This window comes from Testudinibacter aquarius (assembly GCF_004342725.1).
Lineage (GTDB): Bacteria > Pseudomonadota > Gammaproteobacteria > Enterobacterales > Pasteurellaceae > Chelonobacter > Chelonobacter aquarius.
In genome coordinates, this window is sequence record NZ_SMCP01000005.1 from 175,334 (window position 1) to 199,225 (window position 23,892).

The following is a 23,892-nucleotide window of genomic DNA, read 5'->3' on the forward strand; positions in this document are numbered from 1 at the left end:
CCTCCTAAAATTAAGCAATAAAAAATAGAATAACTGCCTTAGAGTATAAAATGTTATGGCGATAAAGCTAAGTATTAAATCATGTTTTTTTAGATTTAGATCACAAATTTTATCACTTAGTTGCGTGCTTCTTTTTGAAATCGTTGACGATACTGTTTTGGTGTACATTGGCTTAACAGATAAAACTGCTTAGAAAAATAACTCAAATGATTAAATCCGCTACTTAATGCGATTTCGGTAATACTCAATGAAGTATTCGTTAACAGTGTTTGGCTAACCTCAATTCGATAAGCATTCAAAAATGACATCGGGCTTTGCTGCATATATTTTTTAAACAATTTGCAACAACGGCTACGGCAAATATGTGCCGAAGCAGCAATACTGTCTAATCGTAGCGGATGCATATAGTTTTGGTGGATAAAACTTGTCATTTTTTTCTGTAATATAATTTCCTCAGATTCTTCTTTGTCCTCCCCGGTGAGAGAATCTTTCACTAAATTAAACCATTTGTGCCAATATTGGTAAGCCACAGCAACGCATTCCATGTCAATACCGTTGCCTAAATGTTGAGCTTGTAAATGCAAAGCACCTAATTTTTCAATATCTTGTAAAATAGCAAGATGTGCAAGTTGTTCAGAAGATAAATAGTTCGCTTCCAGCTGTTTGGCATAGATAATAGGTTCAACAAATTTTTGGTATAAAATTTTTTCGGCACTAAAAATTACAGGGTTAATTAATACGCAAATAAAATCGCAATCTTCCCCAGATGAAGAATAGCCATAGTGCATTGCTTTCGCATTCACTATAATGCCATCACCTTTCGTTAAAACAAATGTTTTTCCATTCACATAATAATACATTTCACCGCTTAAAATTTTAACCAACTCAATATCTTCATGCCAATGGCATAATACTTTCATCTCATTAAAATCTGATAATTTATTACATTGAATACCAATACGGACATAGGGCAAATAGGATTGAATGATTTCAGCTGAATCACTCATTAATTTTAATGTGATTTTCATAGTAAACCTCTTATAAAATACGATTTTTATAAAAAATAGCGAAAATTGTGTTAGAAAGCGATATTTTTCATCTGATATTATCATACTACGATATAAAACAGAGGTAATCAATAGGTGATGGAAATGGTTAGAAAAAATCTGCTCAATTTTTATTGTGAATGCTTGCCAATAACTAAAATTGATATTCTGGGTGAACGAATTACTCAATTAATATTATCTTTTTCAATCCCAATTTCAGAAATATCATCATTCAACGTAGATACAATTTCTGTTTTCTTATCTAGTGAAAATACGAATAACCAGTGGCAAAAGCTAGCTATTGGACATATCGAACAACATAACTCCTCAAGATTAACGTTATTTATTGAACAAACACTAGATTGTATAATAACGAAAACTCTAAAATTTGACCGAGTGCGACTCCGCCAACAGCGCTGCCATATTCAATTTAAAATTGAATTCAATCACCAAATAAAAGATATTTACCACCAGGTATTAGACGATATTAAAATATTACCCATTCAGCATTTAGAATCAGACAAATTTAACTTTTATTCATTTAAAAATATTCATTATAATCTCTATACCCCCCAAGAAAACAGTACATGTCATCCATTAATTATCTATCTACACGGTGCAGGAGAGGGGGGAGATAATCAAAGTCATCTTATTGCTGATCGAGCTATTGCTATCTTTATTGAACCCGCTCTACAACGATTCTTTGATTATCCATTTATTCTTGCACCGCAATGCCCTGATTTCTGGCTGCAAGAATTTAAAGTAAATAATGTAACTTATTTAGGCTCACAAGATTATACTAAAACTTTAATTCAATTGATTGAGAATATTCTATTGCAATATTCACACATTGATCGAAATAGAATTTATATTATTGGTGTATCAATGGGAGGCTATCAAGGGTTACGATTATTAACTGATGGTCCCGCATTATTTTCTGCCGGCATTATTGCCTGTCCAGCACAAATCCCAAGTGATGATTTGCTAGATAAATTAAATAACACGCCTATCTGGTTTCTGCATAGTTTAAAAGACCAAATTGTTCCTATTGAAAATAGTGAATATATCATTAATTATCTACACAATAAAAACCCAAAAATTAAATATCAATTTTTTTCAGATATCACTATTCAAGATATTCACTTTGATCCACATTGTGTTTTTTTATACCTCTATGAAAACATTCCAAATATAGATGGTATATCTATTTTTCAATGGCTAAAACAACAAATTGGTTAAACCAATATAAGGAGCTTTTTATGAACAGTAATAAAAACACGCCAAGTGCGGTTATTTATATTTCAATTATTGCTGCGCTTGGCGGCTTTCTATTTGGGTTTGACACTGCCGTTATTAGCGGTACTGTTGAATCTATTCGTAGTGTCGAGTTTGGCTTCGGACTCACCTCAGGCGAATTAGGATTTGCGGTTGCATCGGTATTAGTCGGCTCTGCAGTTGGTGCTTGGTACGCTGGGTTTGCTGCGATGCGTTTTGGTCGGGTGAAAGTTATGCTGGTTGCTTCAGTGATGTTTTCTATTTCAGCCGTTGGCTCAGCGCTAGCCGTCAGTTTATGGGATTTCTCAATTTGGCGATTCGTTGGTGGCGTTGGTGTCGGAATTGCAGCAGTGATTGCGCCGGCTTATATTGCCGAAGTCTCACCAGCTCATCTGCGTGGTCGTTTAGGCAGCTTACAACAACTTGCTATTGCTGTTGGTTTGCTGGTATCTTTTATCTCTAATTACCTTCTTGCCAATATTCAAAACTCTCCAAATGCCGAATTATGGGGGGGATTATTAGCTTGGCGTTGGATGTTATTAGTCGAAATTTTTCCTGCGGTGTTATATGGGATTATGGCATTCAAATTACCTGAATCACCTCGTTATCTGGTCAGTAAAAATAAGCTAACCGAAGCAAAACAAGTATTAATAAAATATACAGGTGAAACGGCGGCTGATACTAAAATTCGAAACATTCAGCAAAGTTTAGGAAATTTAGATGAAATCATTTCTATTAAAAACGTATTATCATCAAAAACACTTTTTATCCCTGTCGTTTGGGTTGGTATTTGTTTTGCATTTGTTTCACAGTTTACCGGCATTAATATCATTTTATATTATGCATCTTCCCTCTGGAGTGCAGTTGGGTTCTCCCAATCGCTTTCTTTTGTTGTTCCTATTGGCACAACAATCATAGGTGTGTTAATGACAGTAATTGGGATGTTATACATTGATAAAATAGGTCGACGTAAATTACTGCTGATTGGTTCTATTGGCATGGGCGTTTCTCTTTGGATAACCGGTTTTATTTTTATGAGTGCGGATCAAAGTGCAGATGGGCTGGTGTTGCCAGCACATTTATCTTGGTTAGCCTTAATTAGTGCACATGTCTTTTATATTTTCTTTTGTGGAACTTGGGGACCTGCGATTTGGGTTGTTTTAGGGGAGATTTTTCCTAATCGTATTCGAACAACAGGGCTTGGCATTGCAATTTGTGCTAACTGGATTGGTAATGTTATTGTTACTTGGACATTTCCTCCGATGTTGCAAGCCTTTGGACTTGCACCAACCTATTTGTTTTATGGTATTTGCTGTATAGGCTCGTTCTTTATGGTCAAATGGCTTATTCCTGAAACCGCTAATCAAGAGTTGGAAGATTTACATAAAAATTAAATGAATGCGAATCTTTTGGACTATTTTTTTACTAAAAGATTCGCTTTTTGAAACCCTTTCTTATATAATCTTGCGACCCTGTATTACGAACGGTATTTCCCACCGCGTAAATTTAATTGAGTTCTCACTCGAAGGGGTGCAGCAATCAATTTAGAGGTGTGCTTGATGTTGTTATATTAAGCACAGGGTTTAAAAATTTTATTTTGGTAATCATTTAATGAAAACTTTTGTAGCAAAACCGGAAACTGTAAAACGTGACTGGTATGTAGTTGATGCGACCGGCAAAACTTTAGGTCGTTTGGCTACTGAAATCGCAAGTCGCTTACGTGGTAAACACAAAGCCGAATACACTCCACACGTCGATACCGGTGATTACATCATCGTGATTAACGCTGAAAAAGTTGCCGTAACCGGAAACAAACAAAGCGATAAAATCTACTATTGGCACACAGGTCACATCGGTGGTATCAAGCAAGCGACTTTCGCAGAGATGATCGAGCGTCGTCCTGAAAGCGTGATTGAAATTGCGGTTAAAGGTATGTTGCCTAAAGGTCCTTTAGGTCGTGCAATGTATCGCAAATTGAAAGTGTATGCCGGTGCTGAACACAGCCACGCTGCGCAACAACCACAAGTTTTAGACATTTAATCACGGGATCAAGATTATGGCAGAGAATCAAAACTACGGCACAGGCCGCCGCAAAAGCTCTTCAGCCCGTGTATTTATCAAACCGGGCAGTGGTAAAATCACTATCAACCAACGTGAGTTAGACGTTTATTTCGGTCGCGAAACTTCTCGTATGATCGTACGTCAACCGCTGGAGTTAGTTGAATTAACTGAAAAATTGGATCTGTACATCACGGTTAAAGGTGGTGGTATTTCCGGTCAAGCAGGTGCGATCCGTCACGGTATCACTCGTGCTCTGATGGAATACGATGAAACTTTACGCCCTGCACTGCGTGCAGCCGGCTTCGTCACTCGTGACGCTCGTAAAGTTGAACGTAAGAAAGTCGGCTTGCGTAAAGCACGTCGTCGTCCACAGTTCAGCAAACGTTAATTTTACCGTACAGTATTATACTGGTGGATATACAAGCCGATTGGGAAACCAATCGGCTTTTTTAATCACTATTTTTCTAGTAGGTAGTTTACTTTCACTGGGAAATGATCAGAAGCAACTTTAGTCAAATCATCTAACACAATTTGCGCACTGTTGACTTTTAATTTATCGTGATTTTTGCTGACCACATAATCAATAATCCATGGCTCATCCGGGATACTCGCCCCTTCCAACGGACTATCAATCCGCCAGTTATTTTTTATCAAATACGCCATCGTATCCAAATTATGATTATCTTCTTTTCTGATCGAAGCATTGAAATCGGCTACAAAAATGGTCGGTAGCTTAGAATCAAGGTTGTCTTCAACCATTTTCAGTGATGTCAATTGAATAGTGCTACCATTTTCAGTTTTGTTTTTGTGGGTTAAATGTGAGGCAACAAATTGAAAGGTGATGCCATCTTTATCTGTAAAGGTTGCAACACCCGCTGAACGTTGGCCATCGCCATCAGGATCCGGCAAGCGCACCACTTTATAATCATTTAAAGTTAATACATCGGATTTATAGATAATCGCATTACCATATTCACCATTTTCAAATTCGATAGCGGCTGCATTTAAGGTTTTCCAAGGCGTATTTTGCGCATTTTGCAATTGCTGCGCAATATATTTACCTTGACTGACAAATCCGGTTCTGCCGTTAGCGATATCCACTTCTTGCAAACCGACCAAATCCACGTCTAACTTATTCAATACATTCGTAATACGTTGTAAATCTAAAACCTCATCTTCACCAGCGCCGTGATGTATATTGTAAGTGGCAACATTTAATGGCGCAGCAGATAAGCCAACGCTCGATAATAATGCAATAAAACCTGACAAATGGTGTAATTTCATTATCTATTCCTTATAAAAAATAATATGGCTCACAGCCACAGAATTATAGCTGTGAGTATCGATAATAAAATTTATTAAGTTTTTTTTCAATGAAAAAAATCCTAGCGTTTTTTCTTACAGCCTCCTTGGCGGGCTTTAAAGCGTGGATTTTCTTTGCAGATCACATAAACCACGCCGTGGCGGCGTACAATTTTACAGCCTTGATGGCGAGTTTTGGCGCTTTTCAATGATGATAATACTTGCATGTTACTTTACTCCTTATTTGCTTTTTAAGCCGAATTTGGCAAAGCGATTGCTGAAGTCGCTGACACGCCCTTCAGTGCCTAATTGACGGGTTTTACCGGTGTAGTAAGGGTGTGATGCTGAAGAGGTATCACACATAAACACCGGATATTCTTTGCCGTCTTCCCATTTCATGGTGCCATTGGTGCTGGCACAAGAACGGATTAGAAAACCGGTTTTGGCGTTGGAATCATAAAATAAAACAGTACGATAGTTGCCGGGGTGAATATTTTTTTGCATGGTTTAGCCTCAATATTAGGGTTTGTTGATCTCTATTTAGGAACATTCGAGGCGTAGCATATTACATTATTGATAACAATTATCAATAGCAAAAGAGATAAAAAACCTTATTTTTTATCCTAAATGAGAATTTAGCGATAAAAAAACAATCTGTAGTGTCAAATTACAGATTGTTTTAGGCTATTTGTTTGCAGCTGACCGCACTTTAAAGCAGCAGCAACGATTTAGCCAAATGGATTACATTGCTTAATATCACCACTTTGTAATCCACGTTGAAACCAAGCTAAACGCTGTGCCGATGTGCCGTGGGTGAAGCTGTCAGGTACTGCATAACCTTGAGATTGTTTTTGCAAACGGTCATCACCGACCGCTTCGGCAGCATTGAAGGCTTCCTCCAAATCGCCTGACTCTAAAATACCGTTTTTATCGGCATAGTGCCCCCAAATACCGGCAAAGCAGTCGGCTTGCAACTCCAGTTTAACCGATAATTGATTGGCAGCGGCTTGGCTGCCGCTGCGTTGCTGAGCTTGCTGTACTTTCGGCAAAATGCCCAATAAGTTTTGCACATGATGTCCGACTTCATGCGCAATCACATAGGCAAATGCGGTATCGCCAGAGGCTTTCAGTTTGCTGCTCATATCTTTATAAAACGAAAGATCCAGATACACTCGCTGGTCATTCGGGCAATAAAACGGCCCCATTGCTGCCTGTCCGGTTCCGCATGAAGTTTGGGTTGCGTAGTTGTAAAGTACCATTGTTGGTGGTGTGTAGCGCTGACCGCTCTTGCCAAAATACTGCTCCCAAGCCACTTCAGTATCCGCCAGCACCACTCGCGAAAAGGAATTTAGTTGCTGCTCTTCTTGAGAGTTCAGTGAAGATTGGTAGCTCTGCCCCGAGCTAATGTTGCTGGCATCGACCAAACCGGACAGATCGACGCCAAAATAAGCGCCGACTAAGATAATCAGCAAACCGACAATACCTCCGCCCTTGCCCCTAAAACCACCTCCACCGGACGCGCCCCGGCGATCTTCCACATTACTGCTCTCTCTACGCCCCTGCCAACGCATATTGCTTCCCCTTAAAATGAATCAAAATCGTTGTATTATCCCCTTAATCCGTTGTGCAATCAATCGTTAACCGCAGCAATTGCTGCTGTACCTCGGCGCGTAGAAAGTATTTGCCGCTGTGCGGCAATTGTGTGATGACAATTTTCTCACCCCGATACTCAAATTTGAGCGCATAAGCGTGTAAATAAGTGCGGTCAAGTGCGGTTTTATCACCATAGCGCTGATCGCCCAAAATCGGGCTGCCGAGGCTTTTCATCGCCACACGCAATTGGTGCGTTTTACCGCTCTTTGGCATCAGATGAAATAAGCGCAAGCCAGGTTCACACAGCACACTGTGAAAACGGGTGACTGCCGGATTGGTTTGACTGCGACACAGTTTCCAACTGCCGTTACGTGTTTTCGCCATATCACCTGTCACCATGCCCTGCTTTTTCTTTGGTTTCCCGCTCGAAAGCGCGATATAATGTTTCTCTATTTTATGCGTTTGAAACAGGCGTGAAAACTCGGCGGCAGCGGCGCTATTGCGAGCTAAAATGAGTAAGCCGGAGGTGATTTTATCCAAACGATGAACCAGCCATAGCTTGGCATCACCGGTTTGCTGCGCCACCCAATCCGGCAATCCTGATAGTTGTTGATCTTTATGCACACTGATGCCGATCGGTTTGTCGATCACAATAAAATCGGGGTGGCGGTACACCACAGCAATCGGTTCAGGAATATCAGCATCAGCAATATCAGCTTTCGAGGTAATCGTTTCTTTTGGCAACATCGCGGTTATCTATCAATCATATAATTAAGGCGTTTGATAAGCATAGTATGAATATAGAACTTTCGCAAATTATCGGTTACTTGCTGCCGGCATTTGTCTGGATTTTCGGCATTGGAATCACCGCACGTTTGGCATTTAAAAAACAAGCGGTCTCCGTCACCTTGGCGTGGTTGCTGATCATCTTTATGATCCCAATTTTCGGCATTATTGCCTATCTGATTCTAGGCGAAATCAAACTCGGACGGCGTCGCGGCGAGTCCTTCAAAAAACTGGCACCGCTCTACACCGAATGGTTCAGCAGTTTTGATCAATGCTCCAATTTAACCTTAAGCAACGAAAAACTACGTTTTAAACCGTTGTTTGCCTTGAGCCGCTATCGAGTCGGCATTCCGTGCGTGTTAAATAACGAACTGCATATTTTAAACAGTGCCGAAAACATTATCCAAACCATGATTCAGGATATTGAACAGGCGCAAAAAAGCATTTACATGACATTTTATATCTGGTCGGACGGCGGCTTGGTCAATGATCTGACCAGCGCCTTAATTCGCGCTGCCAAACGTGGGGTAAGAATTCAAATTTTACTGGACTCCGTCGGCAGCAAGCATTTTTTGGGCAGCCGAAATTACCGTTACCTGCTCGACAATGGCATTCGAATCGAGGAAGCGCTGCACGCCAATCTGTTCCGTATGTTTTTCCGTCGTGTCGATTTGCGGCAACACCGTAAAATTGTGGTGATCGATGACAATATTAGTTACACCGGCAGCATGAATATGGTTGATCCGCGTTATTTCAAACAGCACGCCGAAGTCGGACAATGGATCGATATTATGGTGCGGATTGAAGGGCCGGTATCACTTATTTTGCAGGGCGTTCATAGTTGGGATTGGCAGATGGAAACCAATGAAGACGTTGCGCTGCTGCCGCAATGTCCGCTGTTACAACATAAACCTGATGATTCGCACGGCGTGCAAATTTTGCCGTCCGGTCCCGGGTTTCCACAAGATTTGATGACTCAATCGCTGCTGCTGGCGATCAGCAGCGCACGGCACAGCATCACAATCACCTCGCCCTATTTTGTGCCCAGTTCCACCATTGCCGAATCGCTGGCAACCGCTTCGATTCGTGGAGTTGAGGTCAAACTGATCCTACCAGAGAAAAATGACTCATTCTTAGTCGAATGGGCGAGCCGCACTTTCTTTGATGAATTGTTGGAAGCCGGGGTGAAAATTTACCGTTTTGAAAACGGGTTGCTGCACACCAAAAGCATTCTGATTGATTCCCGTCTGGCACTGGTTGGCACAGTAAATATGGATGCACGCAGTTTTATGCTGAATTTTGAAGTAACGATGATCGTGGATGATCTGCGTTTCGGACAAGAGGTCGAGGCGTTACAAACCGGCTATTTAGCACAATCCAGCCTGATGGATGCACACGTTTGGTACCGCCGCCCGATTTATAAACGCTTTTTTGAGCGACTGTTCTTTTTATTCAGCCCATTGCTCTAGGGTCTGTTGGTGTTTGTTTATAATTTGAGCTATAAACAAACACCAACAGACGCTAATCAAGTGCGCTCAGCAATGCCCGCTGCAACCGCTGTTTTTCACTGTCGTCCAAGGCTCTGTTTTGCGAATTGGCAAGGATAAAAAAGTCCTCCGCCCGTTCGCCGGTGGTGGTAATTTTCGCATTCAACAAATTAAGCCCCTGTTCGCTAAAGACATTACTAATCGTCACCAATAATCCCGGTTTATCCAGCACAAAAATTTCCAATTCGGTTTGATCACCTCTTTTGCTGTCGATAAACCGCACTTCAGTTGGGACATGAAAATGCTGTAACTTATTGTTGATTCTAGTATTCAGCGCCGGCTTATATTCACTTTGCAACGCAGTCAACACACTCTGTTCGATGCTGCGGCGGCGATCAAATTTCGCCAGCATGCCGGAAGTTTCGCTGATAATAAACGAATCCAGAGCATAGCCGTCATTACTGGTTAAAATTTGGGCATCGTGAATTGACAGATTTTTCGCCTCGATAGCTCGCACCACTTTGTTGAACAAGTGCGGTTGATCAGGGCAATAGACAAACAGTTCGGTGCCGCCTTGTGAAAAACGATTGCTGGATTTCACAATAGTCTGCTCGCCTGTTTGACAGATCAATTCAACATGCCAGGCCAGTTGTTGTGGATTATTGCGTAAAAAATAGTCCTGTGGACAACGCTGCCAAAAATCATTGACGGTACGTAATTTCAAGCGCTCATCTTGCAGCAATGGCTGCAATAGTGTCAACGCTCGCAGACGATGTTGCAAAATTTCATCACTGATATCCAGCAAATAGTCCGAGCCTTGTTCCAGCTGCTGCTTGGTAAATTGATAAAGCGTTTTAATCAACGAACGCTTCCAACTGTTCCACAACGTGCTGTTGGTGGCACTGATGTCCGCCACGGTCAGACACGTCAAATAATCCAGACGAATTTGATATTTCACACTATTGGCAAACGCCAACACCACTTGCGGATCATAAATATCACGCCGCTGTGCAGTGACTGACATTTTTAAATGATTGAGCACCAACCAAGCGGTCATTTCCGCATCTTGCTCATCAAAACCATGTTTTTGTGCGAAGTCATAAACATCAATGGCGCCCAACTCGGCATGATCACCGCCACGCCCTTTGGCAATATCATGGAAAAGTGCGGTCAAGTAGATCAAGGTTCGGTTTGCCAAATGCGGAAACAGTTCAACGCACAGCGGATGCTGTTCCGTATTTTGTGGATCGAGAAAGCTTTCCAACTTCAACAGCACCCGCACGGTGTGTTCGTCCACCGTATACGCATGAAACAGATCAAATTGCATTAAACCACTGATATTATTCCACTCTTCACAATAGGCATTTAACACACCGTGCTGGTGCATCGGCACAATCGCTCGGGCAATCGCTTGCGGTTGTTCCAACAGATGCACAAATTTTTGCCGTGCGGAGGGAATATCAATCAGATACTGCCCTTTTTTGTCGCTATCCTGCACCGCCAACGCTAAACGCAACCGACGCAGCGTAGTGGAATGGAGCACCGCTTGCGGCTGCTGTGTCAAATGGAAAAACAGATCCAGTATCGTATCCGGTTGCCGTAAAAAGCAGTCTGGATTGCGCAAGCGAATCGCCTGATTTTTCAGTTCAAAATGCGAATCTAATGGCTGTGCCTTGCCGCTGTCGCAAGTCTGAATAAAATGCTCTTGGTAGTGTTGCAGCAACAATTCTGTCAGCTGCATAATGTCATGGGAGGCACGAAAGAAGTGCTTCATCATCTCTTCTACTGCCCGATTACCTGCACCTTGATAGCCCAACATTTCACTGACTTTCACCTGCCGATCAAACAACAAACGGTTATCATAGCGTTTGATCACCAGATGCAACGCAAAGCGCAATTTGAATAAAAATTGCTGCGCACGATTCAAAGTGCGGTGTTCTTCCGGGTAAATAAAACCCGAATCCAAAATCTCTTGCAGGTTCTTGACGCCCAAATGGCGCAGCGCAATCCAGTATAATAAATGTAAATCGCGCAAGCCGCCGGGGCTGTATTTGATATCCGGTTCTAAATTATAGCCGGTATTATTGTAACGTTGGTAACGCTCAGCTTTTTCCTGCATTTTAGCGGCAAAAAATGCCTCGATCGACCAAAATTCAGCAGATTTAACCGCACTTTGTAACTGTCGGAACAAGGTTTGATTGCCGTCCAGAAAACGGGACTCCAATAAATTGGTGGCAATACTGATGTCCGCCTGCCCTTCGGCAATACATTGATCCAGCGTACGCACACTGTGGCCGACTTCAAAGTGACAATCCCATAAAAATTGAATCAGTGCGCTAATGTTGTCTTGCTGTGATGTATCAAGTGCGGTGTCACTGAGGATCAAAATATCCAAATCGGAGAGCGGAAACATCTCTTCGCGCCCATAACCGCCGACCGCAACCAGCGCCAACGGCTGTTGATCCAAACCGAACTGGCGCCATAACTGCTGAAACAACTGATCATAAAAGCGGCTGCGCTCAGCGATCAAGTGGTTAATATCACTGTGATTAAATTGCGCCAATTCCTGCGCTTTTAGCGCCTGCAACCGCACTTTTACTTCACTGACGTCAATTACACTATTTTCGACCACCACATCGCTGACTTGATCACGGCTAGATATCATGCTTTATGCCTTCCGACACTTATTCAAAATCAATCGTTAATCATCAAGCGTGAAATTCGTCCGGCAGCAATTTCTTCATCACGAATCGTCATCACTTCACAGCCATTTTCTGTCACCACAATCTGGTGTTCATATTGTGCCGACGGGCTGCGATCTTTGGTTTTCACCGTCCAACCGTCTTTCATCAACCGCACTTCACGTCGTCCGGCATTAACCATCGGCTCAATCGTGAACACCATGCCCGGCTTCAACACCACACCACCGTCATCTGCATAATAATGCAGCACTTGCGGATCACTGTGAAAACGGTTGCCGATGCCATGCCCGCAATATTCGCGCACCACCGAACAGCCTTTGCTCTCCACATATTGCTGAATGCTGCGCCCGATTTGATTTAAACGAATACCGGGTTTTACCGTGCGTAATCCGACATATAGTGATTCCAAAGTCACTTCACATAGCCGATTAGCTTTGATCGACGGCTCGCCAATCAGATACATTTTAGAATTGTCACCATAAAAACCGTCTTTGATCACCGTGACATCAATGTTAACAATATCGCCTTTTTTCAAGATTTTGCCGTCATCCGGAATGCCGTGACACACCACTTCATTCACTGAAATACACGTGGCTTTCGGAAAGCCGTTGTAATTCAAGCATGCCGGTATCACCTGCTGCACCTCGCGCATATATTGATGGCAAATGCGATCCAACTCGCCCGTGCTGACGCCTTCTTTGACGTAAGGTTCAATCATCACCAGCACCTCTTGCGCCAATTTGCAAGCCGTTCTGATCTTATCCAGCTCTTCTCCGCTCCAGATAGGAATATTCATCTCTTTTCTCGCCTTTTTATTATTGAAAATCGCCAAGCATTGTAGCATTTTATGCCTAAAGAAACCATTTCTGCCATCATTCCAATGATCTCTCTGTGTTTCGAAAGCGAATTTTCGCTCTTTTTTAGCCGAAAAATAGTGCTATAATGCGCAAATCTTTTTTATAGTTGGCAAAGTACACAGCGTAGGAGTACTTATGAGTGAGATGGCGATTCCTCTCGATTTTACAGACGCAGCAGCAAACAAAGTGAAAAATCTGATTGCCGATGAAGAGAATCCGGACTTGAAATTGCGGGTTTACATCACCGGTGGCGGTTGCAGCGGCTTTCAATACGGCTTCACGTTTGATGAAAAAATCAACGATGGTGATTTGACGATTGATAAAAATGGTGTGTCATTGGTGGTCGATCCAATGAGCCTGCAATATTTGATCGGCGGCACAGTGGATTACACCGAAGGCTTGGAAGGCTCACGTTTTGTGGTCAACAATCCCAATGCCACCACCACCTGCGGCTGTGGCTCGTCGTTTAGCATTTAATATTTCAGCGATAAACCGCACTTTTGATTTGACTGCACTTTTATCTGGTTATAAAAACGTAAAAAAGATGTGATGCTTTGCGGCGACACATCTTTTTTATTTACAGCCGACTTGCTTTTTACGACATCGCGGCAATGTATTTCAACATCACCCCGGCAGCAATCGCCGATCCGATTACTCCGGCAACATTGGGGCCCATTGCGTGCATTAATAGGAAGTTTTGCGAATCAGCTTGCAAACCGACTTTGTTGGCGACCCGTGCTGCCATCGGCACCGCGGAGACGCCGGCAGCGCCAATTAACGGATTGATCGGATTATTTTTAGAAAAACGATTTAACAACTTCGCCATAATCACCCCACTAGCAGTACCAATCGCAAATGCGACCATACCCAGCAGTAAAATCCCCAGCGTTTGCGGTTGCAGGAATTTATCCGCCACCAATTTTGCTCCGACCGATAAGCCCAAAATAATCGTCACAATATTGATTAAAGCATTCTGCGTGGTTTCGCTTAAACGTTCCACCACGCCACTGACCCGCATTAAATTGCCGAAACAAAACATCCCCAATAACGGTGCGGCATCCGGCAGCAACAGCGCCACCAATAACAGCAATACAATCGGAAACAGAATTTTTTCCCGATTGCTGACTTGGCGAAGCTGCACCATGCGGATTTTACGCTCTGTTTCACTGGTGAGCGCTTTCATAATCGGTGGCTGAATTAACGGCACCAACGCCATATAAGAATACGCCGCCACCGCAATCGCCCCCAGCAGTTCCGGTGCTAGTTTGCTGGCAAGATAGATTGCCGTCGGACCGTCTGCACCGCCGATAATGCCGATCGAAGCCGCTTGCGGCAGGGTAAATTCAATAACCCCCAAACTGTTTAATGCCAATGCACCGAGCACGGTGGCAAAAATACCGAATTGTGCAGCGGCGCCCAATAACAATGTTTTCGGGTTTGCCAACAGCGGCCCGAAATCCGTCATCGCCCCAACTCCCATAAAAATCACTAACGGCGCGACGCCATAACCGATAGCAACCTTATAAAACAGCGCTAAAATTCCGGTGGTATAGCCTTGATCCGTTGCATAACTTTCTAATTGCGCCAGCACGGAAGGAAGTGCGGTATTCAAGCCGGATTTAATCGAATCCAAGTTTGCTGCTACATTCAGTTTATCGGCAACAAACGCCCACTGTTCAGTGCTGCCGTGATGCAGCAGGTTATCCAATGCGGTCATCGCCATACCGGCTTCAGGAATATTAGCCAGCAACCCGCCAAAACCAATCGGCAATAATAACAGTGGTTCGAATTTGCGGGCGATCGCAAGCCACAGCAGCAACAAGCTGACTGCCAACATAATCGCTTGCCCCAGCTCAAGATGCCTGATGCCGATTCCCTGCAACAGGGCGTAAATGCTTTCCATAATCCGTTACCTTGCTCTGATCATATCAAATTCATCAGACGATCACCGACAGCAACCATCTCCCCGGCTTTCACCGCAATCCCCTGCACTGTGCCGGCCTGAGCTGCGCGAATTTCGGTTTCCATTTTCATCGCTTCCAGCAACAACAACACCTCATCTTTTTCAACTTGTTGCCCTTCCGTCACCAGCACTTTCCAAATATTGCCAGCCATTGGCGCACTGACTGTAATCGCATTCGCTGTCGGAAGTGACGTCTCATCCGGTGACGACCGCTCTTTTGCCGGACTGATATCGCCAACCTCCCCGCCCTCACTGACTTTGACCACGAAGGCTTTGCCATCGATTTCAACCGTATACACCGCCGCATCGGTAGCATTCACCGAATTTGCTGTGGTTGGTTTAACCGGCGCAGCTTTAGACATGTCTGAAGCAGCTGCTGGTGCCGCTTCAAACGCCGCCGGATTATCACGGTTTTCCAAAAATTTCCAACCGATTTGCGGAAACAGCGCTACAATCAGCGTATCATCAATCAGATTATCCGCCAGTTTGATATTCTGCTGTGCTGCTTGTTGCTTCACTTCTGCTGTCAGTTGCTGCATTTCCGGCGGTAAATGATCTGCCGGACGATCGGTCATCGGCGCTGCACCGTTTAGCACTTTGGCTTGAAGTGCGGTATCGACGGGTGCCGGTGTACGCCCGTATTCGCCTTTCAAAATACCCGCAGTCTCTTTAGCAATGGTTTGATAACGACTTCCCGTGAGCACATTGATCACCGCTTGAGTACCGACAATTTGTGAGGTCGGCGTCACCAACGGAATATAGCCTAAATCTTGACGAACTCGTGGAATTTCAGACAACACTTCGTCTAAACGTTGTGAAGCATTTTGTTGTTTTAGCTGGCTTTCCAAATTCGTCAACATACCGCCCGGCACTTGCGCCACCAAGATGCGACTGTCAGAGCCTTTTAATTGTCCTTCAAAAGCTTGATATTTTTTACGAATCTCACGGAAATAAGCCGCCACTTTTTCCAATTTATGAATATCCAAGCCGGTGTCATATTCCGTTCCCTGCAATGTTGCCACCAATGCTTCCGTTGCCGGGTGACCATAGGTTCCGCTCATGGAAGAAATTGCAGTATCCACGCCGTCGACTCCCGCTTCAATCGCTTTCAACAGTGCCATTTCTGCCATGCCGGTGGTGGAGTGGCAATGCAGATGCAACGGAATGTCATAGCGTTGTTTAATTTCGCGTACCAAGCGATGCGCTGCCATCGGCGTCAAAATCCCTGACATATCTTTGATCACCAATGAATCAACACCAATTTCCAGCAGCTGTTCACAGAGGTCTAACCAAGTTTCCAACGTATGCACCGGGCTGGTGGTATAACTGAGTGTGCCTTGCGCATGAGCACCGTTTTTCCGCACCGCTTGCAGCGCACAACGCATATTGCGCGGATCATTCATCGCATCAAATACACGGAACACATTGATTCCGTTGCTGACCGCTCTTTCGACAAAGTGTTCGACCACATCATCGGCATAATGTCGATAACCCAGCAAGTTTTGCCCACGTAGTAGCATTTGCAACGGCGTTTTCGGCATCGCTTTTTTCAGCTCTCGCAACCGAAGCCAAGGATCTTCACCTAAAAACCGAATACAGGCATCAAACGTCGCGCCTCCCCAACACTCCAGTGAGGCGTAACCCATCTGATCCAGTTCGGCTGCAATCGGCAACATATCATCCAAACGTAGCCGTGTGGCAAATAACGATTGATGGGCATCACGCAATACCACATCAGTAATCGCGATTGGGTGTGCAGATTTTGTCATGAGAATACTCCATAAAGATTCGGGACTGTTGATATTTGTTTATGATTTGATCTATGGTTGCTAACGCTGACGGCGATGGTGGGCAATTGCCGCCACAATAACCGGACGCAGAACATCAAGCTCATCTTGTGCTGTCGACAAAGTCAAATTTGCTTGCTTTGGAGCAGAAAAGTGCGGGTTGGTTGACATCGATTCAGGGAAAAACCGATTAACCAGATACGACATTAAACGGATCGCAACAATCAAAATGCAGAGAAACAGCAGAACAAACCCCATTCCCGACACCATTAAAGCGATACCTTCCGCCATTAGTTCTGCTGCTGTCATACCACCCTCCCACCGTGTTGATAAAATTAATATGCCTTAAGGTTATAGCATACTTAAAATTCAATTGGTAATTTTTGCGCCAGATCAACTCATTTTGGTGTATTTTGTGATTTGGCGTTTTCAAATAAATAGCTGTTTTTATTTACCGCAAGCCTTGCTAAAATGCAAATTAATTTTCTGTTATACATTAGGGTCTGTTGATCTTTGTTTATAATTTGAGCTATAGACTATTTTTCGCCACTATTTTCGCCAATAATAAGGCAAAAGTTGTGAAGTTTAGTCATTTTAAACGAACGGCTTTTAACGCCGCTGTAGTACGAAAAGTAGTGGCGAAAAAGAGTCATAGTCCTGCGGATTGTGTTTAAAATATAAACAAAGATCAACAGACCCTATAAACAAACATCAACAGACCCTAACTTGACATAAGATATAACATTATGGATTTTCAATTTACCTGCGACTATCTTGGCAAACCGCTAGTCCGTTGTAGCATGGATCACGAAGCGGTTGCCGCTTGGATCAATAGCGAAATTGATGGCGATTGGGCAAAGCTCGATGCTGTTTTAAACATGATTAAACAAGCAAAACAACATGCCACACCGCACTTTGAACAGCGCCTTGAAGGTCGTGAGTTTTTTATTACCGTCAATGCAGAAGAAGTGGTGGTGCAAGCCAATAATTTGAGCTTCGCCTGTGATTATATGATAGAGGACGGTTTTGGCTATTACGATCAAGAAAGTTTGGCATTCTGCGGGCTGGAAGATTTTGAACGACTGCTGCTGCAATATCGGGATTTTATCAAAATAAAATAGCGTTAATGCTATCAAAGCGAGAAAATATTTTATTTTAAGTCATATTCACACTGCTATTTCTGGATAAGCATAAAATCAATCATTTTTCAAGACCAGAATGATAAATTCGTCAAAAAACAGACAACTTTCCCTTGTTGAGTATAAAATAATCATTATTTTTAACAATTTTTGAAACATATTTAACCAAAATAAATTTATATTGTTGCCAAGATCACAAATTCAAAATTCCGCATTTGTATTTAATACCGCACTTCACTACTATTCGCGCCGTTGTAGAACAACTCTACCGATCAAACGGATTACGTTGATTGAAATTAATCTCAAACAAGGATAATAAAAAATGGATATAAGTGCTATTAAAGCCGACCAAGCCAACACAAAGAAATGGAATAAATTTGATTGTGCTTGGGTATTGAACCTTTTCGGAACTGCCGTCGGCGCCGGCGTTCTGTTTTTGCCGATCAACGCCGGTATGGGCGGGTTCTGGCCGTTAGTCGTGATGGCAGTGATCGTCGGTCCGATGACCTATTTGGCACACCGTGGCTTAAGCCGTTTTGTGCTCTCTTCCAAAAATCCCGGCAGCGACATCACTGAAGTGGTGGAAGAACATTTTGGCAATACCGCCGGAAAATTGATAACGCTATTGTATTTCTTCGCTATTTTCCCGATTTTGTTGATCTATGGTGTCGGGATCACCAATACCGTCATCTCCTTTATGGAAAACCAGCTGATGATGACGGCTCCGCCACGGGCTATTTTGTCAGTGATGCTGATCGCTGCCTTGATTGCAGTGATGTTGATGGGTGAAAAATTCATGTTGAAAGTCACTGAATGGCTGGTGTATCCATTGGTGTTGATCCTGTTTGCATTGTCGTTATATCTGATTCCGGAATGGAATACCTCTGCGCTGCAACAAATCCCGACTACTCAAGCCTTTTTGGGCACCTTATGGTTGACGATTCCGGTATTAGTCTTTTCTTTCAACCACTCACCTGCTATCTCTGCTTTTAGCTTGTCGCAACAACGGGAATATAAAGACTTCGCCAGCACCGAACAACACACCGGCAAGGTGCTGCGTGGCACTTCGGGGTTATTATTGGTTTTTGTCATGTTGTTTGTGTTTAGCTGTGTTTTAAGTCTGACGCCGGAAGATCTGGTGTTAGCCAAACAACAAAACATCTCTATTCTGTCATTCTTAGCCAATAAATTTGATAATCCGTATATCTCTTATTTCGGTCCATTGGTGGCCTTCTTAGCGATCACCAGCTCGTTCTTCGGTCACTATTTGGGCGCTCGTGAAGGTTTGGCAGGTTTGATTGTCAAAATGAACCGTGACGCCGGCAAAACTGCCATCAATCAGAAAAAACTGAACTACGGCACCGCACTTTTCTTCCTGATTTCATTGTGGATTGTGGCAACCATCAACCCAAGTATTTTAGGCTTAATCGAGTCCTTAGGCGGTCCGATTATTGCCATGATTCTGTTTATTATGCCGATGTATGCGATTCGCAAAGTGCCTGCGATGCAGCGCTATCGTGGAAAATTCAGCAATGTTTTTGTTACCGTCATGGGATTGATCGCGATTTCAGCTATCGTGTATGTCCTTTTCCGCTAACCAAAACCAGAGTATAATCACTATTTAACAAACCTCCGCTTAACTCGACTTAGGCGGAGGTTTCTAGGGTCTGTCGTTCTTTGTTTATAATTTGAGCTATAGACTATTTTTCGTCAATACAAGGCAAAAGTTGTGAAGTTTAGTCATTCTAAACGAACGACTTTTAACGCCGTAGTGGCGAAAAATAGCCATAGTCCTGCGGATTGTGTTTAAAATGAGCACACTCGTTGTTGTAATCCTCATCAATAGTCCCACTATTGATTTCGGCTTACGCCTAGATTGTGCTCATTTTAAACCACAACTCAAAATATAAACAAAGAACGACAGACCCTACATCTAAGAACAAAATTAGGTATTCTATGATTAGTGTTTTTGATATTTTTAAAATCGGTATCGGCCCGTCCAGTTCGCATACCGTCGGCCCGATGAAAGCCGGAAAACAATTCCTTGACGAATTGGCACAACAACAACTGTTGGATAAAACCGATCAAATTAAAGTCGATGTTTACGGCTCGCTGTCGCTGACCGGTCGCGGACACAGCACCGACACGGCGGTAATTATGGGGTTGGCGGGCTATTTGCCGGAAAATGTAGATATTGAAGGCATTCCCGGATTTATCGACAATTTAAAACAAACCGCCGTTTTAAGCATTGCCTGCGGACAATATCAGGTTAAATTTGATGTAGAAAAAGATTTGCTGTTTCAGCGTCACTTTTTGCCACTGCACGAAAACGGCATGACTATTCGGGCATTGCAACAAGGTGAGGTGATCTATTCACAAACCTATTATTCAATTGGCGGCGGCTTTATCGTTGATGAAGCGCATTTTGGTCAAGTGGAAGACAACCCGATTCAAGTCCCTTTTCCGTATCGCAACGCCGCCGATATTCTGCAACATTGCAAAGACAACGGGCTATCAATTGCTGGTTTAATGCTAAAAAACGAAATTGCACTACACGGCAAAAGTGCGGTCAACGACTATCTGCAACGTATCTGGCAAACCATGTGGGATTGTATGCAGCGCGGTTTGAATACCGAAGGGCTGCTGCCAGGGCCGTTGAAAGTCACGCGCCGTGCCACCGCACTTCGGCATATGCTGGAATCTAACAATAGCCTGTCGAACGATCCGATGAAAATAATCGACTGGGTCAATATGTTTGCTTTGGCAATCAATGAAGAAAATGCCGCTGGCGGCCGCGTGGTGACCGCACCAACCAACGGTGCTTGTGGTATTGTTCCGGCAGTGTTGGCGTATTATCAGCAATTTATTGCGCCACTGACCGAAGAGACGATTTCGCGCTATCTACTGACCGCAGGGATTATCGGTTCGTTGTATAAAATGAATGCCTCGATTTCCGGCGCAGAAGTCGGCTGTCAAGGCGAAGTCGGTGTTGCCTGTTCGATGGCTTCGGCAGGTTTGACCGAAATTTTGGGCGGCACGCCGGATCAAGTCTGCATTGCAGCGGAAATCGGGATGGAGCACAATTTGGGCTTGACCTGTGACCCGGTCAACGGACAAGTGCAAGTGCCGTGCATCGAACGCAATGCGATTGCGTCAGTCAAAGCAATCAATGCCAGCCGCATGGCACTGCGTCGCACCAGCAGCCCGTCGGTCAGTCTGGATAAAGTGATCGAAACCATGTATGAAACCGGCAAAGACATGAACTCTAAGTACCGCGAAACCTCTACCGGCGGCTTAGCGATCAAAATCCTGCCTTGCGATTAATCTGCTGATGAACAGCCGTAGCCCAATCTTTCAATCGGCTACGGTTTTTCTTTGGGGGTTGTTAGGAAGCCGCCATTTAAGCAAAAAATACTATTGCTCTCTTTTTAAACAAAACAAACACTTCCTCAGTCAAAGCCGATACGCTTTATGCAAAGCAGCGATAAATATGGTATAACTAGGCAATGATATTGTTTTATAAGGTACTCAATTTATGTCCGAAAAGATCAACTACAACCCCGAATTAGTCGAAGAAATGCAGCTTTCTTCCAGTCTGGAAGATCTCAAAACCATTCAAGATTTTCTGCGTTGGATGTACAGCTATTTTAATGCGTCCGATATTTTTTATGGACACGGGCAAGATAACGCTTGGGACGAGGCGGTGCAATTGACGTTGTCGGTGCTGCACCTGCCGCAAGATGTGCCGACCGCACTTTACAGCTCCAACCTGACTTATTATGAAAAACAAAAACTGTTCCATGCGGCAATTCAACGGGTCGGCACTCGCACCCCAATCGCTTATTTAACCCACAATGCGTGGTTTTGTGGGCTGGAGTTTTATGTGGACGAACGGGTCATTATTCCACGCTCACCGATCGGCGAATTGATTCAAGATGGTTTCACCGGCTTATTGAAAGACGAGCCAAAACGCATTTTGGATATGTGCACCGGCAGTGGCTGCATTGCCGTTGCCTGCGCTGCAAGATTCCCACAGGCGGAAATCGACGCTATCGATCTTTCACCCGATGCGCTACAAGTGGCCGAAATCAATATCGAACGACACAATGCGCTGCACCGTGTGTTCCCGATTCAATCCGATCTGTTTTCTGCCTTACCACCGGATCAATACAACCTGATTGTCTCTAATCCGCCCTACGTCGATGAAGAAGATCTGCAACAAATGCCGGCAGAATTTTATCATGAACCGACGATGGCTCTGGAAGCCGGACAGGACGGTTTGATTCTGGTGAAACGTATTTTGGCGCAAGCGGCAGATTATTTAACCGATAATGGTGTTTTGGTGTGCGAAGTCGGCAACAGCATGGTGCATTTGATCGAACAATTCCCGACTGTCGCCTTTAACTGGATTCAATTCAAACAAGGTGGTGATGGCGTGTTCTCGCTGACTAAAGCGCAACTGCTCGCCAATGCAGCACTGTTTGAAGCTTATAAATCGTCGGCTTTCTCCATCATCAGTAACCGGACAGCAAGTTCGGATAGAGAGTGAGTTTGCTGGAGATAATTGCTATAATCACTACCGTTTTTTCTTGTTTCAGGACGTTTTATGCCCGTTAATTTTATCAAAATTTTCCAAGACAGTTGGAATTTCATTCTGAACCAACGCCAAATGGCGCTGTTTTTTCTGGTACTGTTGGTCATTGATAATGTGTTTTTCCGCTATTTACTCAATGGTGTCGATCCCCAGTCAGAAGGCGGCGGCAGCACTTTTTTGATGTTGACCGTTGCCGGACAAGTGGTCAATTCGCTGTTGATCCTGTGGTTTCTCAGCATGATTACCTTTATCAGCCAGCAAAAACCCGCCAATCTCAGCAATGCCTTTGCCTATGCGGTGAAGAAAACGCCGATCTTTTTATTACTGAATTTTCTGATCGTGATGCCTTTTAGTTTGGCCGCTGCCAGCTATGTCGCGACCGGTGGCGGATCGCTATTCGCCCTGCCTTCGGTGCTGATCGGTTGCTATCTGTTTATTCGTTTATGTCTGGCGCCTTACTCCTATGTGTTGGAGAACAGCACTTTCTCCCAAGCTTTAAAGCTGGTCTGGCTGAATGGCAGCGGCAAACGTATCCTGCCACTGTTTTTGTTCAGCCTATTGGTCTATCTGATCCCGCTGATTATCACCTTGCAATTAGCACCGTTAGCCAGCTCGATAGTAATGACGCTGATCGTTGCTGCCGTCAGCGCTGCGATCAGCCTGTTTACCCTGGTGTTTACCTATCGCTTCTACCAGCTGTTTATTGATAAAAATATCCTACGGAAGTTTCAATGAAACAATTACTCGAATTTATCCCTTTAATTCTGTTTTTTGCCGCGTATAAACTTTACGGCATTCAGGCCGGCGCCATCACTTTGATTGCCGCCACCGTCGTTCAGATGGTTTTGCTGAAGCTCAAATTCGGCGGCATTGGAAAACAGCAAAAAATTATGGCCGCTGCGGTGATTTTCTTCGGGCTGTTGACGGTCTATTTCAATGATCTGGAATTTTTGAAATGGAAAGTCACCATCGTTTACGCTATTTTTGCCCTTGCGCTATTGATCAGCCAATACGCTTTCAAAAAACCTTTGGTCAAAAGTCTGTTAGGCAAAGAGATCAGCTTGCCGCAAACCGTGTGGAATAATCTTAACTTGGGTTGGGCGCTGTTTTTCGTGCTGTGTATGTTAGTAAATCTGTATATCAGCCACTATATGTCTGACGATGCTTGGGCAACCTTTAAAGTTTTCGGCGTCATCGGCATGACCTTAGTTGCCACCGTGATCACCGGCGTTTATCTATACCGTCATTTGCCGAAAGATCAGCAAGCACACAACACTAATCATCAGGATCAAGAATAAAT

Annotated in this window: 23 protein-coding genes; 12 read left to right on the forward strand and 11 right to left on the reverse strand. The window is 43.7% G+C overall.

Going from position 1 to position 23,892, the window contains the following annotated elements; genetic code table 11:
- Positions 1–116: 116 nt before the first annotated feature.
- Complete coding sequence (locus tag EDC16_RS06995; protein ID WP_165894209.1) at positions 117–1,028, reverse strand: AraC family transcriptional regulator; 912 nt, start codon at positions 1,026–1,028, stop codon at positions 117–119.
- Positions 1,029–1,145: 117 nt separating this feature from the next.
- Between EDC16_RS06995 and EDC16_RS07000 the strand changes: the two genes are divergently transcribed.
- The 4 genes from EDC16_RS07000 (at position 1,146) to rpsI (ending at position 4,770) form a co-directional block, all read left to right on the forward strand.
- Complete coding sequence (locus EDC16_RS07000; RefSeq protein ID WP_232517294.1) at positions 1,146–2,285, forward strand: carboxylesterase family protein; 1,140 nt, start codon at positions 1,146–1,148, stop codon at positions 2,283–2,285.
- 20 nt (positions 2,286–2,305) lie between these two features.
- Complete coding sequence (locus tag EDC16_RS07005; RefSeq protein WP_132966807.1) at positions 2,306–3,715, forward strand: sugar porter family MFS transporter; 1,410 nt, start codon at positions 2,306–2,308, stop codon at positions 3,713–3,715.
- 217 nt (positions 3,716–3,932) lie between these two features.
- Entirely contained in the window at positions 3,933–4,361 is a 429-nt protein-coding gene (gene rplM / locus EDC16_RS07010) for a 50S ribosomal protein L13 (protein ID WP_132966809.1), read from the forward strand.
- Positions 4,362–4,377: 16 nt separating this feature from the next.
- A complete protein-coding gene (rpsI, locus tag EDC16_RS07015; protein ID WP_084257202.1) occupies positions 4,378–4,770 on the forward strand; it encodes a 30S ribosomal protein S9 in 393 nt (130 codons plus the stop codon).
- Positions 4,771–4,838: 68 nt separating this feature from the next.
- On the opposite strand, the gene EDC16_RS07020 is transcribed toward rpsI, so the two are convergent.
- The 5 genes from EDC16_RS07020 to EDC16_RS07040 all read right to left on the reverse strand — a co-directional run bounded on the left by EDC16_RS07020 (position 4,839) and on the right by EDC16_RS07040 (position 8,024).
- Positions 4,839–5,666 (reverse strand): endonuclease/exonuclease/phosphatase family protein, encoded by an 828-nt coding sequence (locus EDC16_RS07020; protein WP_132966811.1) that lies wholly within the window; start codon positions 5,664–5,666, stop codon positions 4,839–4,841.
- Between the two features lie 101 nt (positions 5,667–5,767).
- Positions 5,768–5,911, reverse strand: coding sequence for a type B 50S ribosomal protein L36 (gene ykgO / locus EDC16_RS07025; RefSeq protein WP_132966813.1), 144 nt, complete (start codon positions 5,909–5,911; stop codon positions 5,768–5,770).
- Between the two features lie 13 nt (positions 5,912–5,924).
- Positions 5,925–6,188 carry a type B 50S ribosomal protein L31 gene (locus tag EDC16_RS07030; protein WP_132966815.1) on the reverse strand — a complete coding sequence of 88 codons (264 nt, stop codon included), beginning with the start codon at positions 6,186–6,188 and terminating at the stop codon, positions 5,925–5,927.
- Between the two features lie 224 nt (positions 6,189–6,412).
- Entirely contained in the window at positions 6,413–7,255 is an 843-nt protein-coding gene (ypfJ, locus tag EDC16_RS07035; RefSeq protein ID WP_132966817.1) for a KPN_02809 family neutral zinc metallopeptidase, read from the reverse strand.
- A gap of 43 nt (positions 7,256–7,298) precedes the next feature.
- On the reverse strand, positions 7,299–8,024 hold the full coding sequence (locus tag EDC16_RS07040; RefSeq protein ID WP_132966819.1) for a TIGR01621 family pseudouridine synthase: 726 nt from the start codon (positions 8,022–8,024) through the stop codon (positions 7,299–7,301).
- Between the two features lie 47 nt (positions 8,025–8,071).
- On the opposite strand from EDC16_RS07040, the gene cls reads away from it, so the two are divergent.
- On the forward strand, positions 8,072–9,532 hold the full coding sequence (cls, locus tag EDC16_RS07045) for a cardiolipin synthase (RefSeq protein WP_132966821.1): 1,461 nt from the start codon (positions 8,072–8,074) through the stop codon (positions 9,530–9,532).
- Positions 9,533–9,584: 52 nt separating this feature from the next.
- Here the strand turns inward: cls and glnD are convergent, their stop codons facing one another.
- Both glnD and map read right to left on the reverse strand, forming a co-directional pair.
- Positions 9,585–12,215 carry a bifunctional uridylyltransferase/uridylyl-removing protein GlnD gene (gene glnD, locus EDC16_RS07050; protein ID WP_132966823.1) on the reverse strand — a complete coding sequence of 877 codons (2,631 nt, stop codon included), beginning with the start codon at positions 12,213–12,215 and terminating at the stop codon, positions 9,585–9,587.
- A 29-nt stretch (positions 12,216–12,244) separates the two neighbouring features.
- Positions 12,245–13,048, reverse strand: coding sequence for a type I methionyl aminopeptidase (map, locus tag EDC16_RS07055; RefSeq protein WP_132966825.1), 804 nt, complete (start codon positions 13,046–13,048; stop codon positions 12,245–12,247).
- A gap of 196 nt (positions 13,049–13,244) precedes the next feature.
- Between map and erpA the strand changes: the two genes are divergently transcribed.
- Positions 13,245–13,586, forward strand: a complete 342-nt coding sequence (gene erpA / locus EDC16_RS07060; protein WP_132966827.1) for an iron-sulfur cluster insertion protein ErpA — start codon at positions 13,245–13,247, stop codon at positions 13,584–13,586.
- Between the two features lie 118 nt (positions 13,587–13,704).
- On the opposite strand, the gene EDC16_RS07065 is transcribed toward erpA, so the two are convergent.
- Genes EDC16_RS07065 through EDC16_RS07075 form a run of 3 tightly spaced genes read right to left on the reverse strand, consistent with a single transcriptional unit; the run spans position 13,705 to position 17,168 of the window.
- On the reverse strand, positions 13,705–15,012 hold the full coding sequence (locus tag EDC16_RS07065) for a sodium ion-translocating decarboxylase subunit beta (RefSeq protein ID WP_132966829.1): 1,308 nt from the start codon (positions 15,010–15,012) through the stop codon (positions 13,705–13,707).
- A 20-nt stretch (positions 15,013–15,032) separates the two neighbouring features.
- A complete protein-coding gene (gene oadA, locus EDC16_RS07070; protein ID WP_132966831.1) occupies positions 15,033–16,841 on the reverse strand; it encodes a sodium-extruding oxaloacetate decarboxylase subunit alpha in 1,809 nt (602 codons plus the stop codon).
- Between the two features lie 60 nt (positions 16,842–16,901).
- A complete protein-coding gene (locus EDC16_RS07075; protein ID WP_132966833.1) occupies positions 16,902–17,168 on the reverse strand; it encodes an oxaloacetate decarboxylase subunit gamma in 267 nt (88 codons plus the stop codon).
- 437 nt (positions 17,169–17,605) lie between these two features.
- On the opposite strand from EDC16_RS07075, the gene EDC16_RS07080 reads away from it, so the two are divergent.
- From EDC16_RS07080 to EDC16_RS07105, 6 genes are all read left to right on the forward strand, one after another.
- Entirely contained in the window at positions 17,606–17,980 is a 375-nt protein-coding gene (locus tag EDC16_RS07080) for a YacL family protein (RefSeq protein WP_132966836.1), read from the forward strand.
- A gap of 340 nt (positions 17,981–18,320) precedes the next feature.
- On the forward strand, positions 18,321–19,595 hold the full coding sequence (locus EDC16_RS07085) for an HAAAP family serine/threonine permease (RefSeq protein WP_132966838.1): 1,275 nt from the start codon (positions 18,321–18,323) through the stop codon (positions 19,593–19,595).
- A 359-nt stretch (positions 19,596–19,954) separates the two neighbouring features.
- Complete coding sequence (locus EDC16_RS07090; RefSeq protein WP_132966840.1) at positions 19,955–21,322, forward strand: L-serine ammonia-lyase; 1,368 nt, start codon at positions 19,955–19,957, stop codon at positions 21,320–21,322.
- 211 nt (positions 21,323–21,533) lie between these two features.
- Positions 21,534–22,547, forward strand: a complete 1,014-nt coding sequence (prmB, locus tag EDC16_RS07095) for a 50S ribosomal protein L3 N(5)-glutamine methyltransferase (protein ID WP_132966842.1) — start codon at positions 21,534–21,536, stop codon at positions 22,545–22,547.
- A 57-nt stretch (positions 22,548–22,604) separates the two neighbouring features.
- Positions 22,605–23,327, forward strand: a complete 723-nt coding sequence (locus EDC16_RS07100) for a hypothetical protein (RefSeq protein ID WP_132966844.1) — start codon at positions 22,605–22,607, stop codon at positions 23,325–23,327.
- Positions 23,324–23,890: a septation protein A gene (locus tag EDC16_RS07105; RefSeq protein WP_132966846.1), complete on the forward strand. Its 567-nt coding sequence runs from the start codon at positions 23,324–23,326 to the stop codon at positions 23,888–23,890. The genes EDC16_RS07100 and EDC16_RS07105 overlap by 4 nt, the downstream gene beginning before the upstream one ends.
- Positions 23,891–23,892 lie beyond the last annotated feature (2 nt).

What these genes read in the sequence shown, in the direction of transcription:
- cls (WP_132966821.1), top strand. Translation starts at nt 8,072, where the DNA reads ATGAATATAGAACTTTCGCAAATTATCGGTTACTTGCTGCCGGCATTT.
- EDC16_RS07005 (WP_132966807.1), top strand. Translation starts at nt 2,306, where the DNA reads ATGAACAGTAATAAAAACACGCCAAGTGCGGTTATTTATATTTCAATT.
- EDC16_RS07075 (WP_132966833.1), bottom strand. Translation starts at nt 17,168, where the DNA reads ATGACAGCAGCAGAACTAATGGCGGAAGGTATCGCTTTAATGGTGTCG.
- EDC16_RS07020 (WP_132966811.1), bottom strand. Translation starts at nt 5,666, where the DNA reads ATGAAATTACACCATTTGTCAGGTTTTATTGCATTATTATCGAGCGTT.
- EDC16_RS07065 (WP_132966829.1), bottom strand. Translation starts at nt 15,012, where the DNA reads ATGGAAAGCATTTACGCCCTGTTGCAGGGAATCGGCATCAGGCATCTT.
- EDC16_RS07040 (WP_132966819.1), bottom strand. Translation starts at nt 8,024, where the DNA reads ATGTTGCCAAAAGAAACGATTACCTCGAAAGCTGATATTGCTGATGCT.
- prmB (WP_132966842.1), top strand. Translation starts at nt 21,534, where the DNA reads ATGTCCGAAAAGATCAACTACAACCCCGAATTAGTCGAAGAAATGCAG.
- EDC16_RS07085 (WP_132966838.1), top strand. Translation starts at nt 18,321, where the DNA reads ATGGATATAAGTGCTATTAAAGCCGACCAAGCCAACACAAAGAAATGG.
- ykgO (WP_132966813.1), bottom strand. Translation starts at nt 5,911, where the DNA reads ATGCAAGTATTATCATCATTGAAAAGCGCCAAAACTCGCCATCAAGGC.
- EDC16_RS07090 (WP_132966840.1), top strand. Translation starts at nt 19,955, where the DNA reads ATGATTAGTGTTTTTGATATTTTTAAAATCGGTATCGGCCCGTCCAGT.
- EDC16_RS07100 (WP_132966844.1), top strand. Translation starts at nt 22,605, where the DNA reads ATGCCCGTTAATTTTATCAAAATTTTCCAAGACAGTTGGAATTTCATT.
- EDC16_RS07030 (WP_132966815.1), bottom strand. Translation starts at nt 6,188, where the DNA reads ATGCAAAAAAATATTCACCCCGGCAACTATCGTACTGTTTTATTTTAT.
- rplM (WP_132966809.1), top strand. Translation starts at nt 3,933, where the DNA reads ATGAAAACTTTTGTAGCAAAACCGGAAACTGTAAAACGTGACTGGTAT.
- oadA (WP_132966831.1), bottom strand. Translation starts at nt 16,841, where the DNA reads ATGACAAAATCTGCACACCCAATCGCGATTACTGATGTGGTATTGCGT.
- ypfJ (WP_132966817.1), bottom strand. Translation starts at nt 7,255, where the DNA reads ATGCGTTGGCAGGGGCGTAGAGAGAGCAGTAATGTGGAAGATCGCCGG.
- EDC16_RS07080 (WP_132966836.1), top strand. Translation starts at nt 17,606, where the DNA reads ATGGATTTTCAATTTACCTGCGACTATCTTGGCAAACCGCTAGTCCGT.
- EDC16_RS07000 (WP_232517294.1), top strand. Translation starts at nt 1,146, where the DNA reads ATGGAAATGGTTAGAAAAAATCTGCTCAATTTTTATTGTGAATGCTTG.
- erpA (WP_132966827.1), top strand. Translation starts at nt 13,245, where the DNA reads ATGAGTGAGATGGCGATTCCTCTCGATTTTACAGACGCAGCAGCAAAC.
- glnD (WP_132966823.1), bottom strand. Translation starts at nt 12,215, where the DNA reads ATGATATCTAGCCGTGATCAAGTCAGCGATGTGGTGGTCGAAAATAGT.
- map (WP_132966825.1), bottom strand. Translation starts at nt 13,048, where the DNA reads ATGAATATTCCTATCTGGAGCGGAGAAGAGCTGGATAAGATCAGAACG.
- EDC16_RS07105 (WP_132966846.1), top strand. Translation starts at nt 23,324, where the DNA reads ATGAAACAATTACTCGAATTTATCCCTTTAATTCTGTTTTTTGCCGCG.
- rpsI (WP_084257202.1), top strand. Translation starts at nt 4,378, where the DNA reads ATGGCAGAGAATCAAAACTACGGCACAGGCCGCCGCAAAAGCTCTTCA.
- EDC16_RS06995 (WP_165894209.1), bottom strand. Translation starts at nt 1,028, where the DNA reads ATGAAAATCACATTAAAATTAATGAGTGATTCAGCTGAAATCATTCAA.